The sequence below is a fragment of the Crocosphaera sp. XPORK-15E genome, assembly GCF_034931425.1.
Taxonomy (GTDB): Bacteria; Cyanobacteriota; Cyanobacteriia; order Cyanobacteriales; family Microcystaceae; genus UHCC-0190.
Map to the genome: position 1 here is coordinate 1 of NZ_JAYGHQ010000031.1, position 17,486 is coordinate 17,486.

General features: G+C 43.3%; 15 protein-coding genes and 1 pseudogene. 8 read left to right on the top strand and 8 right to left on the bottom strand.

Annotated elements, in window-relative coordinates; translation table 11 throughout:
- A partial coding sequence (locus tag VB691_RS22910; protein ID WP_323293848.1) for a DUF1080 domain-containing protein occupies positions 1–620 on the top strand: 620 nt, incomplete at its 5' end.
- 130 nt (positions 621–750) lie between these two features.
- A complete protein-coding gene (locus tag VB691_RS22915; protein ID WP_323293849.1) occupies positions 751–2,469 on the top strand; it encodes a Dyp-type peroxidase in 1,719 nt (572 codons plus the stop codon).
- Between the two features lie 60 nt (positions 2,470–2,529).
- Here the strand turns inward: VB691_RS22915 and VB691_RS22920 are convergent, their stop codons facing one another.
- Positions 2,530–3,867: an AAA-like domain-containing protein gene (locus tag VB691_RS22920; protein ID WP_323293850.1), complete on the bottom strand. Its 1,338-nt coding sequence runs from the start codon at positions 3,865–3,867 to the stop codon at positions 2,530–2,532.
- Positions 3,868–4,145: 278 nt separating this feature from the next.
- Between VB691_RS22920 and VB691_RS22925 the strand changes: the two genes are divergently transcribed.
- Complete coding sequence (locus tag VB691_RS22925) at positions 4,146–4,463, top strand: hypothetical protein (protein ID WP_323293851.1); 318 nt, start codon at positions 4,146–4,148, stop codon at positions 4,461–4,463.
- Here the strand turns inward: VB691_RS22925 and VB691_RS22930 are convergent.
- The 4 genes from VB691_RS22930 to VB691_RS22945 are packed head-to-tail and all read right to left on the bottom strand — an operon-like array spanning position 4,458 to position 6,245.
- Positions 4,458–4,706, bottom strand: coding sequence for a UPF0175 family protein (locus VB691_RS22930; RefSeq protein WP_323293852.1), 249 nt, complete (start codon positions 4,704–4,706; stop codon positions 4,458–4,460). The genes VB691_RS22925 and VB691_RS22930 overlap by 6 nt on opposite strands.
- A gap of 19 nt (positions 4,707–4,725) precedes the next feature.
- Positions 4,726–5,121 carry a type II toxin-antitoxin system death-on-curing family toxin gene (locus tag VB691_RS22935; RefSeq protein ID WP_323293853.1) on the bottom strand — a complete coding sequence of 132 codons (396 nt, stop codon included), beginning with the start codon at positions 5,119–5,121 and terminating at the stop codon, positions 4,726–4,728.
- Positions 5,122–5,346: a hypothetical protein gene (locus VB691_RS22940; protein ID WP_323293854.1), complete on the bottom strand. Its 225-nt coding sequence runs from the start codon at positions 5,344–5,346 to the stop codon at positions 5,122–5,124. It lies immediately after the preceding gene.
- A gap of 41 nt (positions 5,347–5,387) precedes the next feature.
- On the bottom strand, positions 5,388–6,245 hold the full coding sequence (locus tag VB691_RS22945) for a tyrosine-type recombinase/integrase (RefSeq protein ID WP_323293855.1): 858 nt from the start codon (positions 6,243–6,245) through the stop codon (positions 5,388–5,390).
- A 110-nt stretch (positions 6,246–6,355) separates the two neighbouring features.
- Between VB691_RS22945 and VB691_RS22950 the strand changes: the two genes are divergently transcribed.
- On the top strand, positions 6,356–6,802 hold the full coding sequence (locus VB691_RS22950) for a hypothetical protein (protein ID WP_323293856.1): 447 nt from the start codon (positions 6,356–6,358) through the stop codon (positions 6,800–6,802).
- Between the two features lie 44 nt (positions 6,803–6,846).
- Here the strand turns inward: VB691_RS22950 and VB691_RS22955 are convergent, their stop codons facing one another.
- The gene (locus VB691_RS22955; protein WP_323293857.1) at positions 6,847–7,029 is read right to left on the bottom strand and encodes a DUF2281 domain-containing protein; all 183 of its coding nucleotides are present in this window, start codon (positions 7,027–7,029) and stop codon (positions 6,847–6,849) included.
- 85 nt (positions 7,030–7,114) lie between these two features.
- On the opposite strand from VB691_RS22955, the pseudogene VB691_RS22960 reads away from it, so the two are divergent.
- From VB691_RS22960 to VB691_RS22970, 3 genes and pseudogenes are all read left to right on the top strand, one after another.
- Positions 7,115–7,252: pseudogene (locus VB691_RS22960) on the top strand (DUF2283 domain-containing protein); the annotation flags it as partial.
- Positions 7,253–7,270: 18 nt separating this feature from the next.
- Entirely contained in the window at positions 7,271–7,498 is a 228-nt protein-coding gene (locus VB691_RS22965; protein ID WP_323293862.1) for a hypothetical protein, read from the top strand.
- Entirely contained in the window at positions 7,488–7,850 is a 363-nt protein-coding gene (locus VB691_RS22970) for a type II toxin-antitoxin system PemK/MazF family toxin (RefSeq protein ID WP_323293858.1), read from the top strand. The genes VB691_RS22965 and VB691_RS22970 overlap by 11 nt, the downstream gene beginning before the upstream one ends.
- Before the next feature lie 18 nt (positions 7,851–7,868).
- Here the strand turns inward: VB691_RS22970 and VB691_RS22975 are convergent, their stop codons facing one another.
- Together VB691_RS22975 and VB691_RS22980 are read right to left on the bottom strand one after the other, a co-directional pair.
- Entirely contained in the window at positions 7,869–11,369 is a 3,501-nt protein-coding gene (locus VB691_RS22975; protein WP_323293859.1) for a DUF3987 domain-containing protein, read from the bottom strand.
- Between the two features lie 407 nt (positions 11,370–11,776).
- Positions 11,777–13,279, bottom strand: a complete 1,503-nt coding sequence (locus tag VB691_RS22980; protein ID WP_323293860.1) for a helix-turn-helix transcriptional regulator — start codon at positions 13,277–13,279, stop codon at positions 11,777–11,779.
- 247 nt (positions 13,280–13,526) lie between these two features.
- Between VB691_RS22980 and mobF the strand changes: the two genes are divergently transcribed.
- Positions 13,527–17,408 carry a MobF family relaxase gene (gene mobF / locus VB691_RS22985; protein ID WP_323293861.1) on the top strand — a complete coding sequence of 1,294 codons (3,882 nt, stop codon included), beginning with the start codon at positions 13,527–13,529 and terminating at the stop codon, positions 17,406–17,408.
- Positions 17,409–17,486: the final 78 nt, after the last annotated feature.

Genomic DNA, 17,486 nt, shown 5'->3' on the forward strand with positions numbered 1-17,486 from the left:
GCAATTTCTCTGCCAATGGATGGCAAATTGCTAATGGAGGGGCTTCAAACTTTTTTGATGTTCCAAATCCGGGTTCTCCCATATTAGGGGCAGGGGTTGGCAATAAAAATGTCGCCCTTGGGGTTCTCTGGTTTGGTCGTAAAACCTTTAAGGATTTTATCTTAAAGTTAGATTGGAAAGGGTTTGATCTTGAGGCTAATTCTGGGATTTTTCTACGGATTCCACAACCAATTTCTCTCGATGATAACTTTTATAACTCCAGCATCGAAGTTCAAATCGATGAACGGGGTTACGACTTTCCTAATAATACCTATGGTAGTCCCTTACACCGAACTGGGTCAGTTTACGAGGTTTTCCCTGCTCAACAATGGGCAGCTAAACATATCAGTTCTCGTGATAACAACACCCGTGACTTCTGGAATAGTTATGAAATTAAACTCCAGGGAGATCTGATTGAAGTCAAACTGAATGGCCAGTTAGTCTCTCAAGGAACATTTTCAGATTTATTGCCTTTTAATGCCCCCAGTGACGGCACTAAAAAGCGTTCTGAGGGTTATATCGGTTTGCAGTGTCATACAGAGGTAGTTCAGTTCCGTAATATTCGGATTAAGGAACTATAAAGTAAATCTAATTGTAGGGTGGGCAATGCTCACCCTAGCCTGATCTTAAAAATCAAGGTTCGGTTATCTTCTGAACCTTTATGTTCAGGTCAATTGTAATGAAGAATCTTAGTAATTTAAGGAGTTATCAATGCCACTCGATTTAACCGCGAACAAAGGACCAATTGACCCTGCTGATTCACAGTATCAAGATGTACTTGAAGATTTGCAAGGCAATATTCTCAAAGGCCATGGAAGAGACAAATCTATACATATTTTCTTGACTTTTCCCAATCCTCAAGAAAATCCAGAAAAAATTGATGCTCTCAAAAATTGGATTGCTCAACTCGCTATCAATGAAATTACATCTGCTAAAAAGCAAATAGATGAGGCTAAAGCCTGGCGAGAAAACAAAACTCCAGGAGAAACATTTTTTCACTTCGCCTTATCTTCCACTGGCTATACTAAACTAGGTTCTTCTGATTCTGTCCAGCCCAAGGGAGCAAATCTGCAAAACCGAGGGCCAGATATTCAATACGTAGAAGCTTTTCAAGAAGGGATGAAGTTGCGACAGTATGCACTTTTAGATCCGCCTGTTAGCTCTTGGGATGCCAATTTTAGAAAAAATATAGATGCCTTACTCATCATCGCCGATGATAATCCAGAAATTTTGAATCAAAAAAGCTCAGAAATTGTGCGATCGCTAGAGCCTATCACCACACATATTTTTGTTGAGCAAGGTGATACTGTGCGAAAAGCTTTTAATGGCAATGACCCTATCGTGGTTGAGCATTTTGGTTATGCTGATGGAATTAGTCAACCGACCTTTTTGCAGGAGGATCGCACATCTGGGAGTATTTTTTCGCAGGATGCGCCCCTTAGTCTTGTCCTGATTCCTGATCCTTTCGGTACGCTAGAGGTTAGCTTTGGTAGCTTTCTTGTCTTTCGCAAACTTGAGCAAAATGTTCAAGGATTTAAGAAAGCAGAATTAGCCCTTTCTCAAGCATTAGGGATTTCTTTTGAGTTAGCTGGAGCAATGGCAGTAGGACGTTTTGAAGATGGTACTCCGCTAGTTTTGCAGCCTAATGATGGCTCTCCAAGTTTAAATAACTTTGACTATAGAGGCGATTCTGAAGGGCTAAAATGCCCATTCCAAGCCCATATTCGCAAAAGCAATCCCCGTCTGGAGTCTGTTCGAGAAGGTGGTCCTTTTGCTCAAAGCAAAGAACAAGAACTTGGTCATCGAATTGCAAGACGAGGAGTTACCTATGGCGGCCCTTTAAGCGACTTCTCAGAAGACTTTGATCGTCTGCCGAGAACTGGAGTCGGTTTATTATTCATGTGTTACCAGTCCGATATTTGGGAACAGTTTGAGTTTATGCAACGGTTATGGTGTAATAATGACAACTTCCTTGAACCTGCCATGAACAACAATCCCAATTATGACAAAACAGGATTGGATGCAGTCATTGGTCAAAGACAAGGAAACCAAGCAGATCCCTTAATCGGAAAAGCTCCTGAACCGCCCAAAAATTGGCCTGCTTCTTATGGCCTGCAGACTGTCAAACCCGATATTGCCCCAGAAAATCAATTTGGACAGTTTGTTACCTTAAAAGGAGGTGAATACTTTTTCTCGCCGAGTCTAACCTTTTTGAAAAGCCTGAGCAATCAACCTTCTTCTGAAGAAACGGCGCAACCCACCCCTGGTGCATATTATGTTGTCAAACCTGGTGACACCCTATTCAAAATAGCTCAGACAGCTTATGGAAATGGGAATTTTTCAGAAATTTACGAGGCTAATAGAGATGTAATTGGAGATAATCCTAGCCTACTTTTCCCTGGACAGAGGCTTTTTATCCCAAGATTTTGACATACTCCCTCGACAAATCTTTATTATGTCGGGGGATTCTTTCCATACTCTATATTCTAATTAAGCCGACAAAACACGGCAAAAATACTCACGATACAAATGACAGCGAGGCATTACCTGATTATCCTGTTGCCGCACTAATCCCATACTATGCAACTTATAAATCTGCATCGAATCTAATGACACTGGTTCTGGTGATGTGACCACAGTTTGCAACCCTTGAGCCAGTTCGGGTGTTTGTTGCAAAATCTCCAAATGTCGCCGCAGATGGTTGCTATAAATTCCCGCCTCCGTCGCAGCCTCATTCAATAGCTGTTCTAGGGTCATTTTCCCAGAACTTATCTCATACAGAGCCAACCGCACCAAATAAGGATGTCCCCCCACCATACTCATTAATGCCTCTATCTGGGACTCATTCCAACTCAGTCCATGAACGTTTGCCAAAGAAAGCACCTGTTTTGAATCAAATTCCAGCAACTCTACCGGAACCCCTGCATTAAATGGCGATTGATTCATGTCTAGGGGGACATAACATTCTGTCGAGTGTGCCATTATCAGCCGCAGTTGTTTCCATTGTTGAGAAATCTTCCCCTTCTCATGCCAACTTCGCAGCATCCCCAAAAAGTCTTCAATAACTTCAGTATGGGGAAAAATCAAATCCACTTCATCTAATGCTAAGACCAAGGGACAATCAATGGCTGGCAATAAATACTCCTCAAAATATACTGTACAATTATCATTACTCCCCAAAATCTCTGTATCCCAATAATCACCTAGTTTATTTTCTAATTTTAATTGCCGACCGACCATCAAACACAGCCAACGCAGGAATTTATCTAAATTCGTCACAATAGACCGCTCAACACTGCTCAAATTCAAGTACACTGTTCTGTAATTCTGAGACTGGGAATGATCGAGGATCTGAGTTATCAATGAAGTTTTGCCCATCAACTTAGGGGCTTTAATCCGAATCAGGGAACCTGGCTTGACAATAGCATCATAACACAGAGACTCGACCTCATTTCGCTCCACATAGAAGCTCGAATCTAGCGAAACTGACCCCTCTGGAAAGGGAATCTCTTTCATCGACCCTGAAGCAGTCTGTGGACGTTGTTGCGCCGTTGATGCTCTCTTCAGAGGTTCCAGAAGATTCTTCTTACTGACCTTTTCTCCCAATATATCTGACAGCTTTTTCCATAGCTTATTACCCACATCTTTATTGAGGTAGTCAACCGTATAGCCAGCTAGTTGTGCCATTTCCTCGTAAGTTTTTCCCTCCCAAGATCCCTGAAGAACTATCATCTCAACATCGCTCAGGTATTTCCCTGTCTTTTGCAAAGCAAGTCGCTCAGCTAACTGTTTTGCCTCTGTCCAAGTGAATTCAGAGTCGAAGTTCATCAGATCCTAGCTCCCTTTGCTTTCTCAGTCGTTTTGTTCACTACCTTATTGATATCAGGCTAACTGTTAGAGTATCATAAGTAGACAAATAAACGACTAAAGCCAATACTTTAAAAAAGTACATAAGGTGTGATATTTAAGACACGGATTTTGCGGGATAATTAGATCGGTAGAGTTCAAACTGCCGAAGGCGGTATATCCAGACTGTTTTGTTATCTGTTATGCTGCGATTAAATAGATTAAAACAGAAATATTGTCTTGTTGATTAGGGAGTGAAGATGGCTACAGAGATTTCTCCGTTGGAACTGGCGTTACAGAGCCGATTGTCAAAGCTTAAGCCGAAGACGAAGACCCCTGGTTTCTTGCGCTCAGTGGTTGAACGTCAATCGCTACGAATTGAGTCAGCGTTGGGAATGGGCTACAGTTATGATGAGATTGCGGAGCTTTTTTCAGAACAGGGTTTTAAGTGCAAGGGGTCTACCTTGAAGAAATATCATCTGCAAGTGAAAAAGCTCTTAGATGATCAGAATTCGCCGCCCATTCCAGAATTACCGGAGAAGAAAGAAGCAACTCAATCAACGCAAAAAAAATCATAGGTCTAGTTCCTCTCGTAATTCAGATTGAGTGTATTGCAGAGGCGAGACTTTATATCGACTAAGAGCATTGATAAAATCAGCGCGAGTTAATCCAGCGATTTCTGCTGCCTTTCCCTGAGAAATTTCGCCAAGTTCGTACCATTTGACGGCGGAGGCGATTCGCATTTCTTGAACGAATTCCTCTGGAGCTTTTCGCAGGGAGGAAAAAACCGTTGTTGGTAGTTGAAGTTGAATCGTTTTCATGGATTTTATTTTTAATAATTTAACTAGACGTTTCTGATATATTATTTTTAATCCAAGAGATTAAGTCTGATTCCGTCGTTTCACCAGTTGCTACTTTTAACATTACTTGCGTCGCCTCGACTGGATTAGCCACTAAACGAAAACCATTGAGGCGAAGAAATAAACCGATAGCCAAGAAAGCGGCTCTTTTATTACCATCTAAAAAAGGGTGATTCCTTGCTATTCCAATTCCGTAAGCAGCAGCGAGTCTAGTGACATCAGTTTCATTCTCATAGGCATGAATATTTTGAGGACGAGCTAATGCTGAATCAAGTAATCCTTCATCTCTTATACCGTCAAGCCCCCCATGAAGACTTATCGTTTCAGAATGAAGTAAAATTAATGCTTGTTTATTAAGCCAACGAATTTCTGTCATTTATTGGGCAAGGTCTTTAAAAGTTTCGTTATACTCATTCATAAACTCTAGTCCTAATTGTAGTTGTTCTTCAACGCCATCAGAATTAGAAGTCAGTAGATAGCCATTAGGGGTAGGAACGACTAACAGGGTATCCCCTTCTTTAAGATTAAGATGAGATAACATAAATTCAGGTAAAACGGTTGTGGTCGCCGTTTCTCCCGTTGTCACTTTGAGTTGGTGCATATTAATTCTGAAATTTTCTGTGTATTTTTATTCTAAAACTTCTACCCAGGTAAATACATGGCCGAACTATCATTAGGTCTAGCGTGCAAATACCGTTCCGTCGTGGCCACCGAAGAATGGCCTAACGTCGCCTGGACGAGATGAAGGGGCGCACCTCGGTCTAAACTATGGGAAGCATGGGCGTGTCTTAGCCAGTGGGGACTGACATTGCCTTCAATGGAAGCCCGTTTAGCGGCCGCTTTGACGATGCGATACACTTGAGAACGATCCAAATGGCCGCCCCCTTGTCGAGAGGGAAACACCGATTCATTCGGCCGACTCTCCCCCCTCAACTGACATAACTCCTCCCAAACCCCTTGGGGTAATAGCACGGTTCGCGTCTTTCCTCCTTTGCCAAACACCGTTACCTGTCCTAACTGATTACGGGGTTTGAGATCCCGCCACTTCAAGGCACATAACTCACTCACCCTCAAGCCACCAGCATATAACAACCGAAGCATCATTCGATTACGTTGATTACGCTCTAATGTAATTAGGGTGGTCACTTCCGACTCCGATAAAATCCGTTCATTGAGGGTATCCTTGACCTTTGGAGTTTTGATGGCCGTTCCCACATTGGTAGGTAACACACCCAGTTGATAGCCAAAACTGAGCAACGATTTAACCGCCGCCAGCACTGTCGCCACTGACGAGGGGGCGAGATCATTGAGGGAAGCTCGCCAAAGTTGGAGATCGGCCAGGGTGACGAGGTGTAGGGGTTTATTTACATAGTCAAGAAAACGCCCGACAGCACGACGATAAGAGTCCACTGTATGAGCCGAATGACCATCTAACCACATGGCCAACAGTCGTTCGTTGGCCTGCGAGGGGGTTACTTCAACCGTCGAAGTTTCGCTCACAGCATTGATCGATAATAGAAGAGCTAGGATCAGGATACAACATTGCTCTAACTTATGATGCACTCTGAGTGCCAAGATGGGGTTAACTTAGAAAAAAAAGGAGAGTTTGAATGTCTACCAAAGCGACAGTGGCTTATGGCCCTAATTTTCACCTATATAAAGAAGTTTTTGATGAAAACTTCATCTATTTAGAATTAGAGGGAGTCTCATTTGAGGCGGGTTACAATCGGGTCATGGTACCCATTCCCGTCCATATTTGGGAAGTGATTCGTCAGTACCCAGGGACTGACTTATCTTGGTCTGATAAGACCAATGAAGAAATTGAGAGCTATGTGGAGCAGGAAGTGAATGAACGGCTCATGAAGTATGAGCAAGCCGAAAACGACCAACATCGGGGATTAATTGCTTTATGTGGTTCGCTGACTTACGGTTCGGCTGATTCTCCTCGCCAAGAGCAGATGGAACAAGGAGTTGCTTATTTCAAGCAATTGAGAGAGCATCAGCAGCAAATCAAACAGGCAATAGAGGAATTAAATAAAACGAACAGAGGAAAATAATGATGAAATCCCAACGTGAAATTATTGGCATAAATAAGCCTTTTTTAAACAAGTCTTGTTTGTTTCTGCTGTAAAAACTCGGCAAAATCTCGAACTTCGGCCACTTTTTCAGCAGATAATTCGTCGAGTAAACTCAACAAATGCCCTCGAACACTTACGGTTTCTGAAGCTGTTTGAACTAATTCTAATTGGTGGGGATAAACTGTCTCGACTCCAATAGTTTCCATGAAACTATTGGAGTCAAATCGTACAATCCAGGTAATAGCTTTTATTAATTAGCTAGAATTAAGTTGGTTTTTCGTCGGTTCCCCCATGAAGATCACCTATGATCCCCTCAGAGATGTTTTAAACATCCTGCTTTCATCATCACCCACCGACTCTAGCACAACGGTCCCAACGGGCATCGTTCTTGACTACGACCAAGACGGGAATGTGGTCAAGCTGGAAATCTCTAACGCCTCAAAACGAGTGGAGCGTCCCTTTTGCATCGATTATTCCGTACTGATACCCCATCAAGACCTCAAATCTACAGAAACTCAATCGAACCTCACTCTAGAACAACGTCGTGCCTTTCTCAAACTGCCTCAAAGCGAACGTCGTCGGATTCTGGGCCAACAAGCGGCAGATATGGAAAACCACTACCAACAAAATACGGAGTGGAAAGAATTTTTAGCAGGTGACATCATTGACTATTAATCCCCTTCCCAAAAGAGGGGAAATTTGGCTAGTCAACTTTGACCCCACAGTGGGAACTGAAATTAGAAAAACACGCCCTGCCATTGTCATCAGTTCTGATGCGGCCGGAAGACTTCCCATTAAATTGATCGCCCCCATTACAGATTGGAAAGATTACTTCGCCCCTAACTTTTGGCACGTCAGAATTGACCCAAATGCTAATAACGGGTTGACTAAAGTTTCTGCGGTCGATACGTTACAGTTACGGGGTATGGATCTCCAAAGATTTATCCGAAAACTTGGACAAATTTCGCCGAACAAAATGACAGAAATCACTCTGGCTATTGTGACATTGATTGAGTATCAGGAATGAAAGAAAAACAGCGAGTCTCTAACCGGGTGAAAGCTCACTAACAATTCCATACGCCTGACTAAAACGTTCACAATAATCAGGGCAGATCTGTTGTAATTGTTCCCAACAGCTATTAGCTTTGTGTTCAATTTCATAAAACAACTCAATTAATTGTTCATTAGATGTGAATCTTGAATGGGGGGCTGGTGTATATTCAAAATCGGCTAAAACCTGAAGTAACCAATGGATATTTTCTTGGCTATCATTTACGCTCTCAAGTTCAGAATCAGTTCTTTTTTGATTTACACAAGTCCCTTGGGGGTTTTCTGTTTTTACTGGGTTTAATTGAGTCGGTTCTAAGGTCGATGATTTTGGGTCAGTCTCTATTGTCACTGGTGACACTTCAGTGAACGGTGACGGAGAGACTGCTTCTCCTGTATGGGTTTTAGCTTCTGTCACTTGTGTCACCCCTTCGGCTGTATTTCCCATCGGGGGTTGAGTTGATTGACAGTTATCTGAAGCATTATCTGTCATCATTGGTTGATTGTTCACTGGAATTTTGCTCATATTTTTGACATCTTCGGTCGGTGATGGTTCGGCGACATCAGAAGTTAATGAAACTAGATTGGTCGCTTCTGTATTATTCGTTTTGGGTGGCTCTGTGTTAACGGGGTTAATATCAGTTTCTTGACCTTGATTTTCCTTTAATTCCTCTCCAAGTCCTGTGGGATTATTCGGGGTGATTGGAGAATTAGGACGCTTAGGATTATCGTCATTTGGAGGATGATCAGGAGGAGAATTAAAGAGAGCTTTAAAGCGATAAAACCGCCCATTTTTTTCTAACTGTCCTTTGCCCATTTCGACTAATTTGGAGAGGATTTCTAGGGTATAAGCGGACACCGTGCGCCCTAATTCTTTGGCCCGACGCTCGATGGCTTTAATATTACGATAAATGTCCCTGGGTGTCATTCCGGTGGGTTGGGTGATAGCTAAATCCCAAACTTTGATCAGAATGGAACTGATACTATCAGTATCAGTGGCCTTTTCTTGTACCACTTGAAAGGCACTACGGTAATAACAACAAACTTCAACCGCTCGTTCTAAAGTATCAATTTGCAATTCCCAAAAGTTTCGGTCAGGGGAATTGGAAATTGTTGATTGTTGATTGTTAATCGTAATATCGTAATATTCGATAAAATGCAAAGCCAGGGCAATCCGCAGCAATTGGGTTGGCAGTTTTCGCATCCATGCACGAAGGGCGGGGTTAGGACTACTTTCGGCTTGGCTTCCTATTTGTTCGACCAGATGAGTATAACGCAGATCCGCGTCTTCAGATAGTTTAATGGTTCCGGTGGGTAATTGGTCAAGCCAGTGATACAAAGTAGGCAGAATGTCATTTAACTGACAATAGCCTTTAACCCGTTTAGCTGGATAGACTTTAGGTAGGGCATAGAGAAACCGTGCTTGTAGTCCTTGGGGGTCATTGGGGTCTTTAAAAGCTTGTTGAAATGCCCCTGGTTGAATGCCTCCGGCAATGTTTAAACGGGTTTCTTCGACGGCGTAGGAGTCGTCTTCGGCATTCACACGGTCTACCAATGACCCGTCTCCGTCCCACATTTTTAGCAGACATTCTAGCCCTTCATTTTCGCCGCTACGGGCGTTAAATTGATTGAGAGACTTAAATAGTCCAGCCAGTTCATCCCTTGCCCATAGAGAGCCATTTAACCCCTGCTCAGACAATCTTCGCATTACGGCTTGAATGGTGGCGACTTCAAAGAGATATTTGCGTTCTGGTTTTGGGGGTTCAGGAGAGGGGTCGTCTGGTTTCTTTTGGTTGAGGAGTTCTTTGTATTCCTGTAATTGGCTGCTATAGCGTTTCTTTTCTTGGTATTGTCGTTGTTTGAGGGGAGCAAGAATAACCCCTTCAGCGCGGCTTTTGCCAGTGCCAGATTCCCCCACTAAGCAAGTCCAGGCGATCGCGGGGATAGTGTGAGATTCTACATCTAGGTTAATCCGTTTGCCAGCTAGGGAGAGAACCGCAGGGAGAAGGTATTGCCAAAGACTAACGGGGTCAATGTTGAGGATTTTACCATCGTGAATAAAGGCTTTTGCCAGGGTTGGGGGGAGAATGTGGTTAAGGTTTAGGGTGGCGTTATGCCAGTCTACCAGTTGATTGAACCGTTGGTGATCTTCGGGGTGAATTTCATCCAGGGAAGTACGCAGGGCTTTTACTAATTCCCAAAAGGCGGGACGAGTGATAAGAGAACGAGCTTCAATGAGATCTAGTTGGTGGCGTTCTTCGTAGTCTTTTAACCCTTTTTTTAAGGTAGCGGTGACAGTGGTGACAGTATCCGCAAGGCTTAAGGGGACAGGGTTTGCGGTGTCACCTCTTTTTGAAGTGTCACCAGTGACAGTTGAGTTTTTTCCATTTTTTAACTGACTTGGGGCTTCAGGGGAAGGGGTGTCATGATGAGTTTTGGGAAAGGGAAAACGCCAGCCGTCGAGTTTGGCCATGTGGGCTAAGGTTCCCAAGGTGACACCCCCATTGGGACTAAAGGATTTCCATTTTTTCTCGCATTCCCCTGGTTTATATTTACTGCTTTGTTGACTCCATTTGTCCCATTCGTTTAACAGGGAGTCATCCACGCTATGGAGTGCCATGCCAACGGTTAACCAGTCGTCATAGTCGTCTCCTCGATAGGAAGATAAAGCATTCAGGTAAGAAAGGGCAAAATCAAGTTCTGTCCATTGTCTGTCAAAACCGTTGTGATGAACGGACGAGGAAAACTTCGGCTCAGAAGGAGGTGGCGTTTTTGGAGAGGGGTCACTTAGCATTTGTTCTAAGATCCAAGTTGGGGCGATCTCGATTTCCGTTTCATCGATGGCACACCCTTCAACCCAATGATATTGTCCCGTCATTGGGTGCATAGAGGGGGGTAGAACGGACTGTAAGTTAGTCCAACGAAGTTCTAGTTGTTCGGGCTTGTTATCGTCCCCATTTGCGCCTGTTTTGAGTTTCTTGGTACGGATAGCGTCTTTGTACTGTTCTGGGACTAGAAATAAATACTGGCAGCGTCCAGGGCGTTGTGAGGTGAAGGCGACGGTTTTAGGTAAGGGTTGGCCACCGGAGAGTTCTTGAATTTTATCAATGGCACTGGCCCCGTCTTGGTCAACGGCCATGAGGTAGTAGGTTTCGTTGTTGACCCTTCGGCTACGCTCAGGGTCAACAACGAGCGGCTTGCCCTGAGCCAAGTCGAAGGGAGTCGAGGTGTTGAGGGTGAGGGGGCGGCCTGTGAGTAAACCGAAGCCTTGGGGTTGAATTTGTTTAGTTTTGCCTTTGATGGGGACGTTAACACCACCGTTTTCAATGGCTTCAATGAGTTGGGCGGCACTGAAGGGGCGATTTTGCCAAGCGTCCCCTAATGGTTGTTTGTTGTTGTTGAGGGGGACGAGGGGTAAGTCAAGGTTAGTGGCTGCGATGCGTCGCAGTCCGTCTCTGAGTCGAAGACTAATGGGGGTTAAATGGCTTGTTTGGGTCATAGCACGCACTCGGTGTATTGAAGCCATCATCATGCCAAATTTTGAGAACCCGCGTTTTAGAACGGATCAATATATATTGATCCAGTTTGTTATAAAACGCTGAATGCCTTGTTATGTAAGGATTCTAGAAAACAGTTTGTGGCAGCACTCTAGAGAGTTTGTGGCAGCACTCTAGAGAGTTTGTTATATTCCTCAAACCCTTACTCAGTCTAGCTTTGATCCTTATTTTTTCAAGAATTTGAAATATAACCAGAATCACAAAACATAACAACAGTTTGTTATATAACATTCGTCAGTATCGCTAGAGTCCTCCCCTATGCCCTTTAGGGATCGAGAAATAGAGAAACAGAAACCTTATCACTTGGCATTTGGCAATCTATAAAATGTTGGCAGTGGATAAGAGCTTTTTAATCTTGAATCTCTAACAGTTTCTTAAGTTTTGCTTCCATTTCCTTAGAAAGAGGGCGATTTCCTTTTTCAACATGGGAGATGAAGGCTTGTGTAACGCCTAACCATCCTGCTAATTTCACTTGACTCCAACCTTTTGCTTTTCGAGCTTGCCGAATTTGAGGGCCGCTCAGTTCATTAGTAGAATTAACTGGTGTCTCTACCTTTTGAGACTTAGACAATGATTGAGTAGGAGATGATTGAGAACGTACTGGTAAGGGTTTAGCCTTAGTCATAATCAGTTCGGGAATGGGAGCAGGGGGCAGGATAGTGATTTTTGCTGCTAGTAACTGCTCAAAATAACCCCTGGGTTTTCGAGTTTTACTCCCTGGCCGCAGTTCTTCGGGATAGGTGGCTGAGTCAAATTCAATCTGAAAGGCTCTTTTTAGCCTTAATAAAACTTCCAAGGCGTGATTCCAGCGATTGGTTAGCTTACGAGCCTTATCACGGTGAAGTCTTGCTTCATCAATGATGGTTTTAGGCAAAAGGGCTTCTAATAAGGTTTGTACTTTGTAAAGGCCACTAACATGAAATCGGCTTTCTACTGTTAGATGAAGTCCTAAACGTAAGGCGAGTTCATCATGATAGAGATCAATTTTGAGAAGATCCTGGGCTAAATAGCCAAATTGATAGAGGGCTTTTTTTGCTTCATAACCAGCCCGATTTAAAAAAGCATAAGTCCAGAGTCCTGGTCTAATGGTAATGTAAACTTCTGTTGGCTCATCAATTTTCCTGTTGAGGTTGAGTTGTCCCCCTCTAACATCCACTATGGTTTCCCACATACGGGAAGTTTGCACACTACACTCAACTTGTTTAGTTCCCTGTCCTTCAACCCAGGTTGCTTGGATGGTTAAACATCCCAAAGCAAAAGCGGCTTTAGCAATTTCAGTTAGCTTTTGAAATTGATTAAGGTCTGTGCGTTTATCCCATCCTAGTTCTGTACCGATGTCACTGGCTTTAAGGGTAAATTTACTTTCCCAAGGGTTTTCCTGCCTCATGGTATGGGCTGCAAAAATTAAGTGCAGCTTGGCTGTGAGTAACCCAAACTTATCAATAATTTGTAGAGCTTCATCCCAAGGAAGAAGAGAAATATCTCCAGAATTAGTAATGTAGTGTTCAATGATGTTACTGGGCTTTCCCTTGGCTTGATGTAGGAAGAAGCCCAGACCTGATGGGTCTTTATCCCACTGATCTTTTCTTAATTGCGCTCGTAAACTAGATACGATAGGGGCGGCGGTAGCCGTCGGGGTGAAGTAATTATTTTTTTGATACAGGAGCGGTTCTGTTGGAGGATGAGTAGGGATTTCTGAAGAGACTTGCAGATTAGTTGTTGAAGTTGAATCCCGATCAAGATTTTCCTGATTCCTTGCTTCTAGTTGAACTTGCTTGTCTAAGTTGAGGTTTTTTTTTGTCTGTTTCTGTTTAGACTGCGCTTGAACCAGCTTAGGCTTTTTACTCTTCATAATTGACTGAGCGGGAGGAAAGACGGGAAAGGTTGATATCTTAAGGTTAAGGGGTTAGTTTGAGTTTAATTGTTACAGAAAAACTTAAGGTAAAAAAAATTAAGTCTTAGATGTACCGCCGTTGGCGGTGTCTAATAACATTCTAGTATTATCCCATAAAATTCCTGTTAAAAATATCACACCTTATGTACTTTTTTAAAGTATCATTTAATTATAGCCCATTCTCCTGATAAAATCGCCCTAGACTATGGTAGCCACCGTTGGCCGATGCTACACGAATCCTCAAGACTACGCCCAAGAGAACTACTACACTCAGGGCGACGCATTATCTAACGCTGAATGGTTTGGACAAGCGGCTAAAATTCAGGGCTTAACGGAACAAATTCAAGAGAAACATTTTCATAATGCTTATCAAGCCTTAGACCCCGAAGGCAATCCCCTTCGCAAGCAACAGAACTACCGAAAACAAAGCAAAAGACAAAACCGCCCTGGTACTGACGTGACCCTCTCTGCTCCTAAAAGTATCAGTGTCGCTGCCCTCGTTATGGGAAATACTCCCATTCTTGAAGCCCATAAAAGTGCCGTCCGTGCCACGATGGACTATGTAGAAAAGCACTGCATTTTTTACCAAACTAAACAGCAAGGACAAAAGAAACTGCTGCAAAGTAATACTGCCCAAATCGCTATCTTTCACCACGACGATAACCGCAACAAAGACCCCCAACTTCATAGTCACTGTGTCATCCTCAATCAAACCCAATGCCACGATGGAAAATGGAGAGCCGTTGCCAACGCTCAACTCTACACTCAACAGAAAACCATTGGAGCTTATTACGCTCATGAACTTGTCCGCCAACTGAAAGTCCTTGGCTGGGAAGTAGAATGGACAGATGACCATACCTTTGAACTGGCTGGCGTAAACAAAGAAAAACTCGATGCCATTTTCTCTACCCGTAGCAACCAAATAGAAGCCGAACTTGCAAAACTTGGACTCACTCGAAAAACTGCTACGGCTGAACAAAAACAAGTCTTCTGCCTTAAAACTAGAAAAGAAAAAAGATATCACCTTGAGCCTGAAGACAGGGAACGACAATTAGCCGAATGGAAGCAGAAAGCCACTGAGGCCGGAATTGAGATGACCTTCACCCCCAGTCATCGCCTCGAAAATACCTATCAACAACCGTCTCATCCAGGTAGTATCCCCCAACTCATTCACAGTGCTACGGAAATTCTTACCGAGCGAACGACCGCGTTTCACTCCCATGAGTTACTTAAAGAATGCCTTCGTCAAAGTCAAGGCAATTATGATGTTCAGGAAATTCAGTCAGAACTCGCCCATTTTTCCCAACTCATTCCTACCCATGATGGACGACTAACCACCCAAGGGCAATTAAAACGAGAACAAAAAATTATTCAACTGGTTCAACAAACTCAAGATAGCTGTTCACCCCTAGCCAATCTTGAACAGGTTCAAGCTATCTCCCAAACCAGAGGACTAAACCCAGGACAAACCGTCGCCCTCAACCATATTGCCACCAGTCGCAATGGCGTGGTTTTAGTGCAAGGTAATGCAGGGGTAGGCAAAACCTATACTATGAAAGCTTTCAAAGATTTGATTGATGAAGTGACTTTAGAAGACTCCTTGCAGAAGTCGGGAGAGGGAATCACCGAATCGGGAATTGAAGGACAAAATAGTTCCTCACAACTCCTGTATGGGCGAACAGCCGTTAGTCCCTACGATTCCCCACCTTTTGCTAAAGGGACTGTGGCCAGTGGTTTAGACGAGGGACAAGGAGACAGGGAGACAAGGGGACAGGGAGATAAGGAGATAAGGAGACAAGGCTTCCGCCGTGAGCGTCAGCGTTCGACTGAGCCAAATCGCCGAAATCCGAACGGGGACAAGGAGAACTCATCAATTAATGCTCCCCTTGTCCAAATTAGAGGACTGGCCCCTTCTGCGGCGGCCGCTGATGTCCTTCAATCTAAAAGTGGCATTTCTTCTCAAACCCTTGCCAGTTACCTCCTCACCCCCAATGAACAACTGCCGAATCAGGAAATTCTGTTAGTGGATGAAGCGGGAATGCTGTCTACAAAGCAGATGGAACAGCTTCTTGAAAAAACCCAAGCCAAACAAAGCCGACTCATTCTCTTAGGAGATAGTAAACAACTGTCTGCTGTCGAAGCTGGTGCGCCCTTTAAACTGCTACAAGACCAAGGACTGCCCACCGCCATCATTGACCAAAATTTACGACAGCGAGATTCTTATCTTAAACAAGTTGTTGACCTGATGGCCACCCATGACCAAGACCAAGATAGCATCAATCAAGCCTATCTAAAACTTTATGAACACCAGAAAATCCGTCAAATTCCCCAAGATAAACAACGTAGCTCAGCCCTTACCCAAGACTATCTCACTCGTTCTAAAGACGTTAGGGACAGAACCCTAATTCTGGCTGGAACTAATGCTGATAAGCAAGCCATCACCCAAACCGTGCGTCAGGGATTAATCGAAGAAGGAACTTTAGGCCAAGAAAGTCTGACCCTACAAACCCTCAAACGCAAAGATATTGATAAATTTGCCCTAACCCAAGCTCATGCTTATCAACGAGGGGATGTTATCAAGTTTAAAACCGAATCAGCCCAATTTAGTCGAGATTTTTACTACCGTGTTACCGAGGTGAACCCCCAAGCTAACGCTCTCACCCTAATTGATACCACAGGGGTTGACTATACCCTTCCCCTCAATCAATACAAACAACGAGAAGTGTATCAAGTTCACCCGATAGAAATTCGTCCTGGTGAACAAATGCGCTTTACCAAAAATATTCGTAACCAAGAACAAAACCAACTCAACGGACAGCGTTTTACCATTGAAGGGGTGACAGAAGATGGTCAGGTTGTTATTCAAACCAAAGGAAAAACCCAAACTCTTACCCTGAACCAACTTCTCCACAGTGATTATCGTTATGTAGATACTGTGCATAGTAGCCAAGGACAGACGGCTGACTATTGTATTTACTCAGCGTCAGCGGCCAAAAGTCTGACCGTTGGACGAGAAAGCTTTTATGTGGCGGCCAGTCGGGCAAGACAGGAATTTGTGGTTTATACTGCCAATGCTCAAGATTTAGGGGTTACGGTGCAAATTAGTCGTGCTAATGAGAACGCCATAGCGTTAGTCAATGCGGGGGTTTCTCAAAGTAAGAAGAAAAAGAAAGGTCGAGACAAACAGAAACATCAAGAGTCATCAGTATCTTTAAGCAAAAAGCCTACTTTTGTAGCCTCACCAAGTCAACAAGAGGTAGATAATTTAGATAAAGAGGGTCAACAAGAGGCAGATAATTTAGATAAAAATTCAACTAAACAGCTTCAGTTAACCGATGCTGAACTCATTACTCTGACAAAAGCCATAGAAGAGTGGAAAAAGACCTGTCCCCGTGAGCCAAGTTTACATCAAGGTGAACAATTAAAACAACAACTTGACACCCTAAAACAAGAGAAAGCGAAAACTATAAAGCAATTACGCCAACAACAAAAAGAACTGGGAGAACTTGGTCAACCTCGTTCCTTACTCAACCCTTTTGGTGTAAAAGCTGAGGTAATTGATGCACTAAAACTCGATATTGGTACAACACAAATAGTGTTGAGTAATCTTGAGCGTCAATTGTCTCAGGCCGATGCAAAATTCAAAAAATGGCAAAAAGAAGCCAGAGCTTATTTATCTTGGCGAGAAAATCCCAAAACCCAACAGATGCAGCAAAAAATAGAATATTGGGAATCTCCCCCTATTCAAGAAAAGCTGCAACAGCTAAAAGAAAAGTATCGAGTTTATGCTCAAGTCAAATATATTTTAAATACAGTTGGAGAACCGAGAAATAATCCTCAGTATTTTCAAGGAAAATTTTATCAAATTTCTCAGCAAGGAGACACCTTAACTGTTACTAACCTAGACACTCAAGAACCGATTTTTATCGCTACTGATAAGCGAGGAACGGGAGGTATTGTAGAAATTAAACAGTTAAACTTGAACGAACAAGATTTAACGAGACTTGATGGTTATGTTAACTATTTAAGGGACAATACGATTAAGCAACAACAAAAAACTCGTAGCAAAGGTTTTAGCTTAGGTTAGCATTATCTGCTTGAGCGAGATCTCAATACTGCTCGGTTAAGCGAGGAGGGAATCACAGTTCGCGTGTAATTTTCGCGA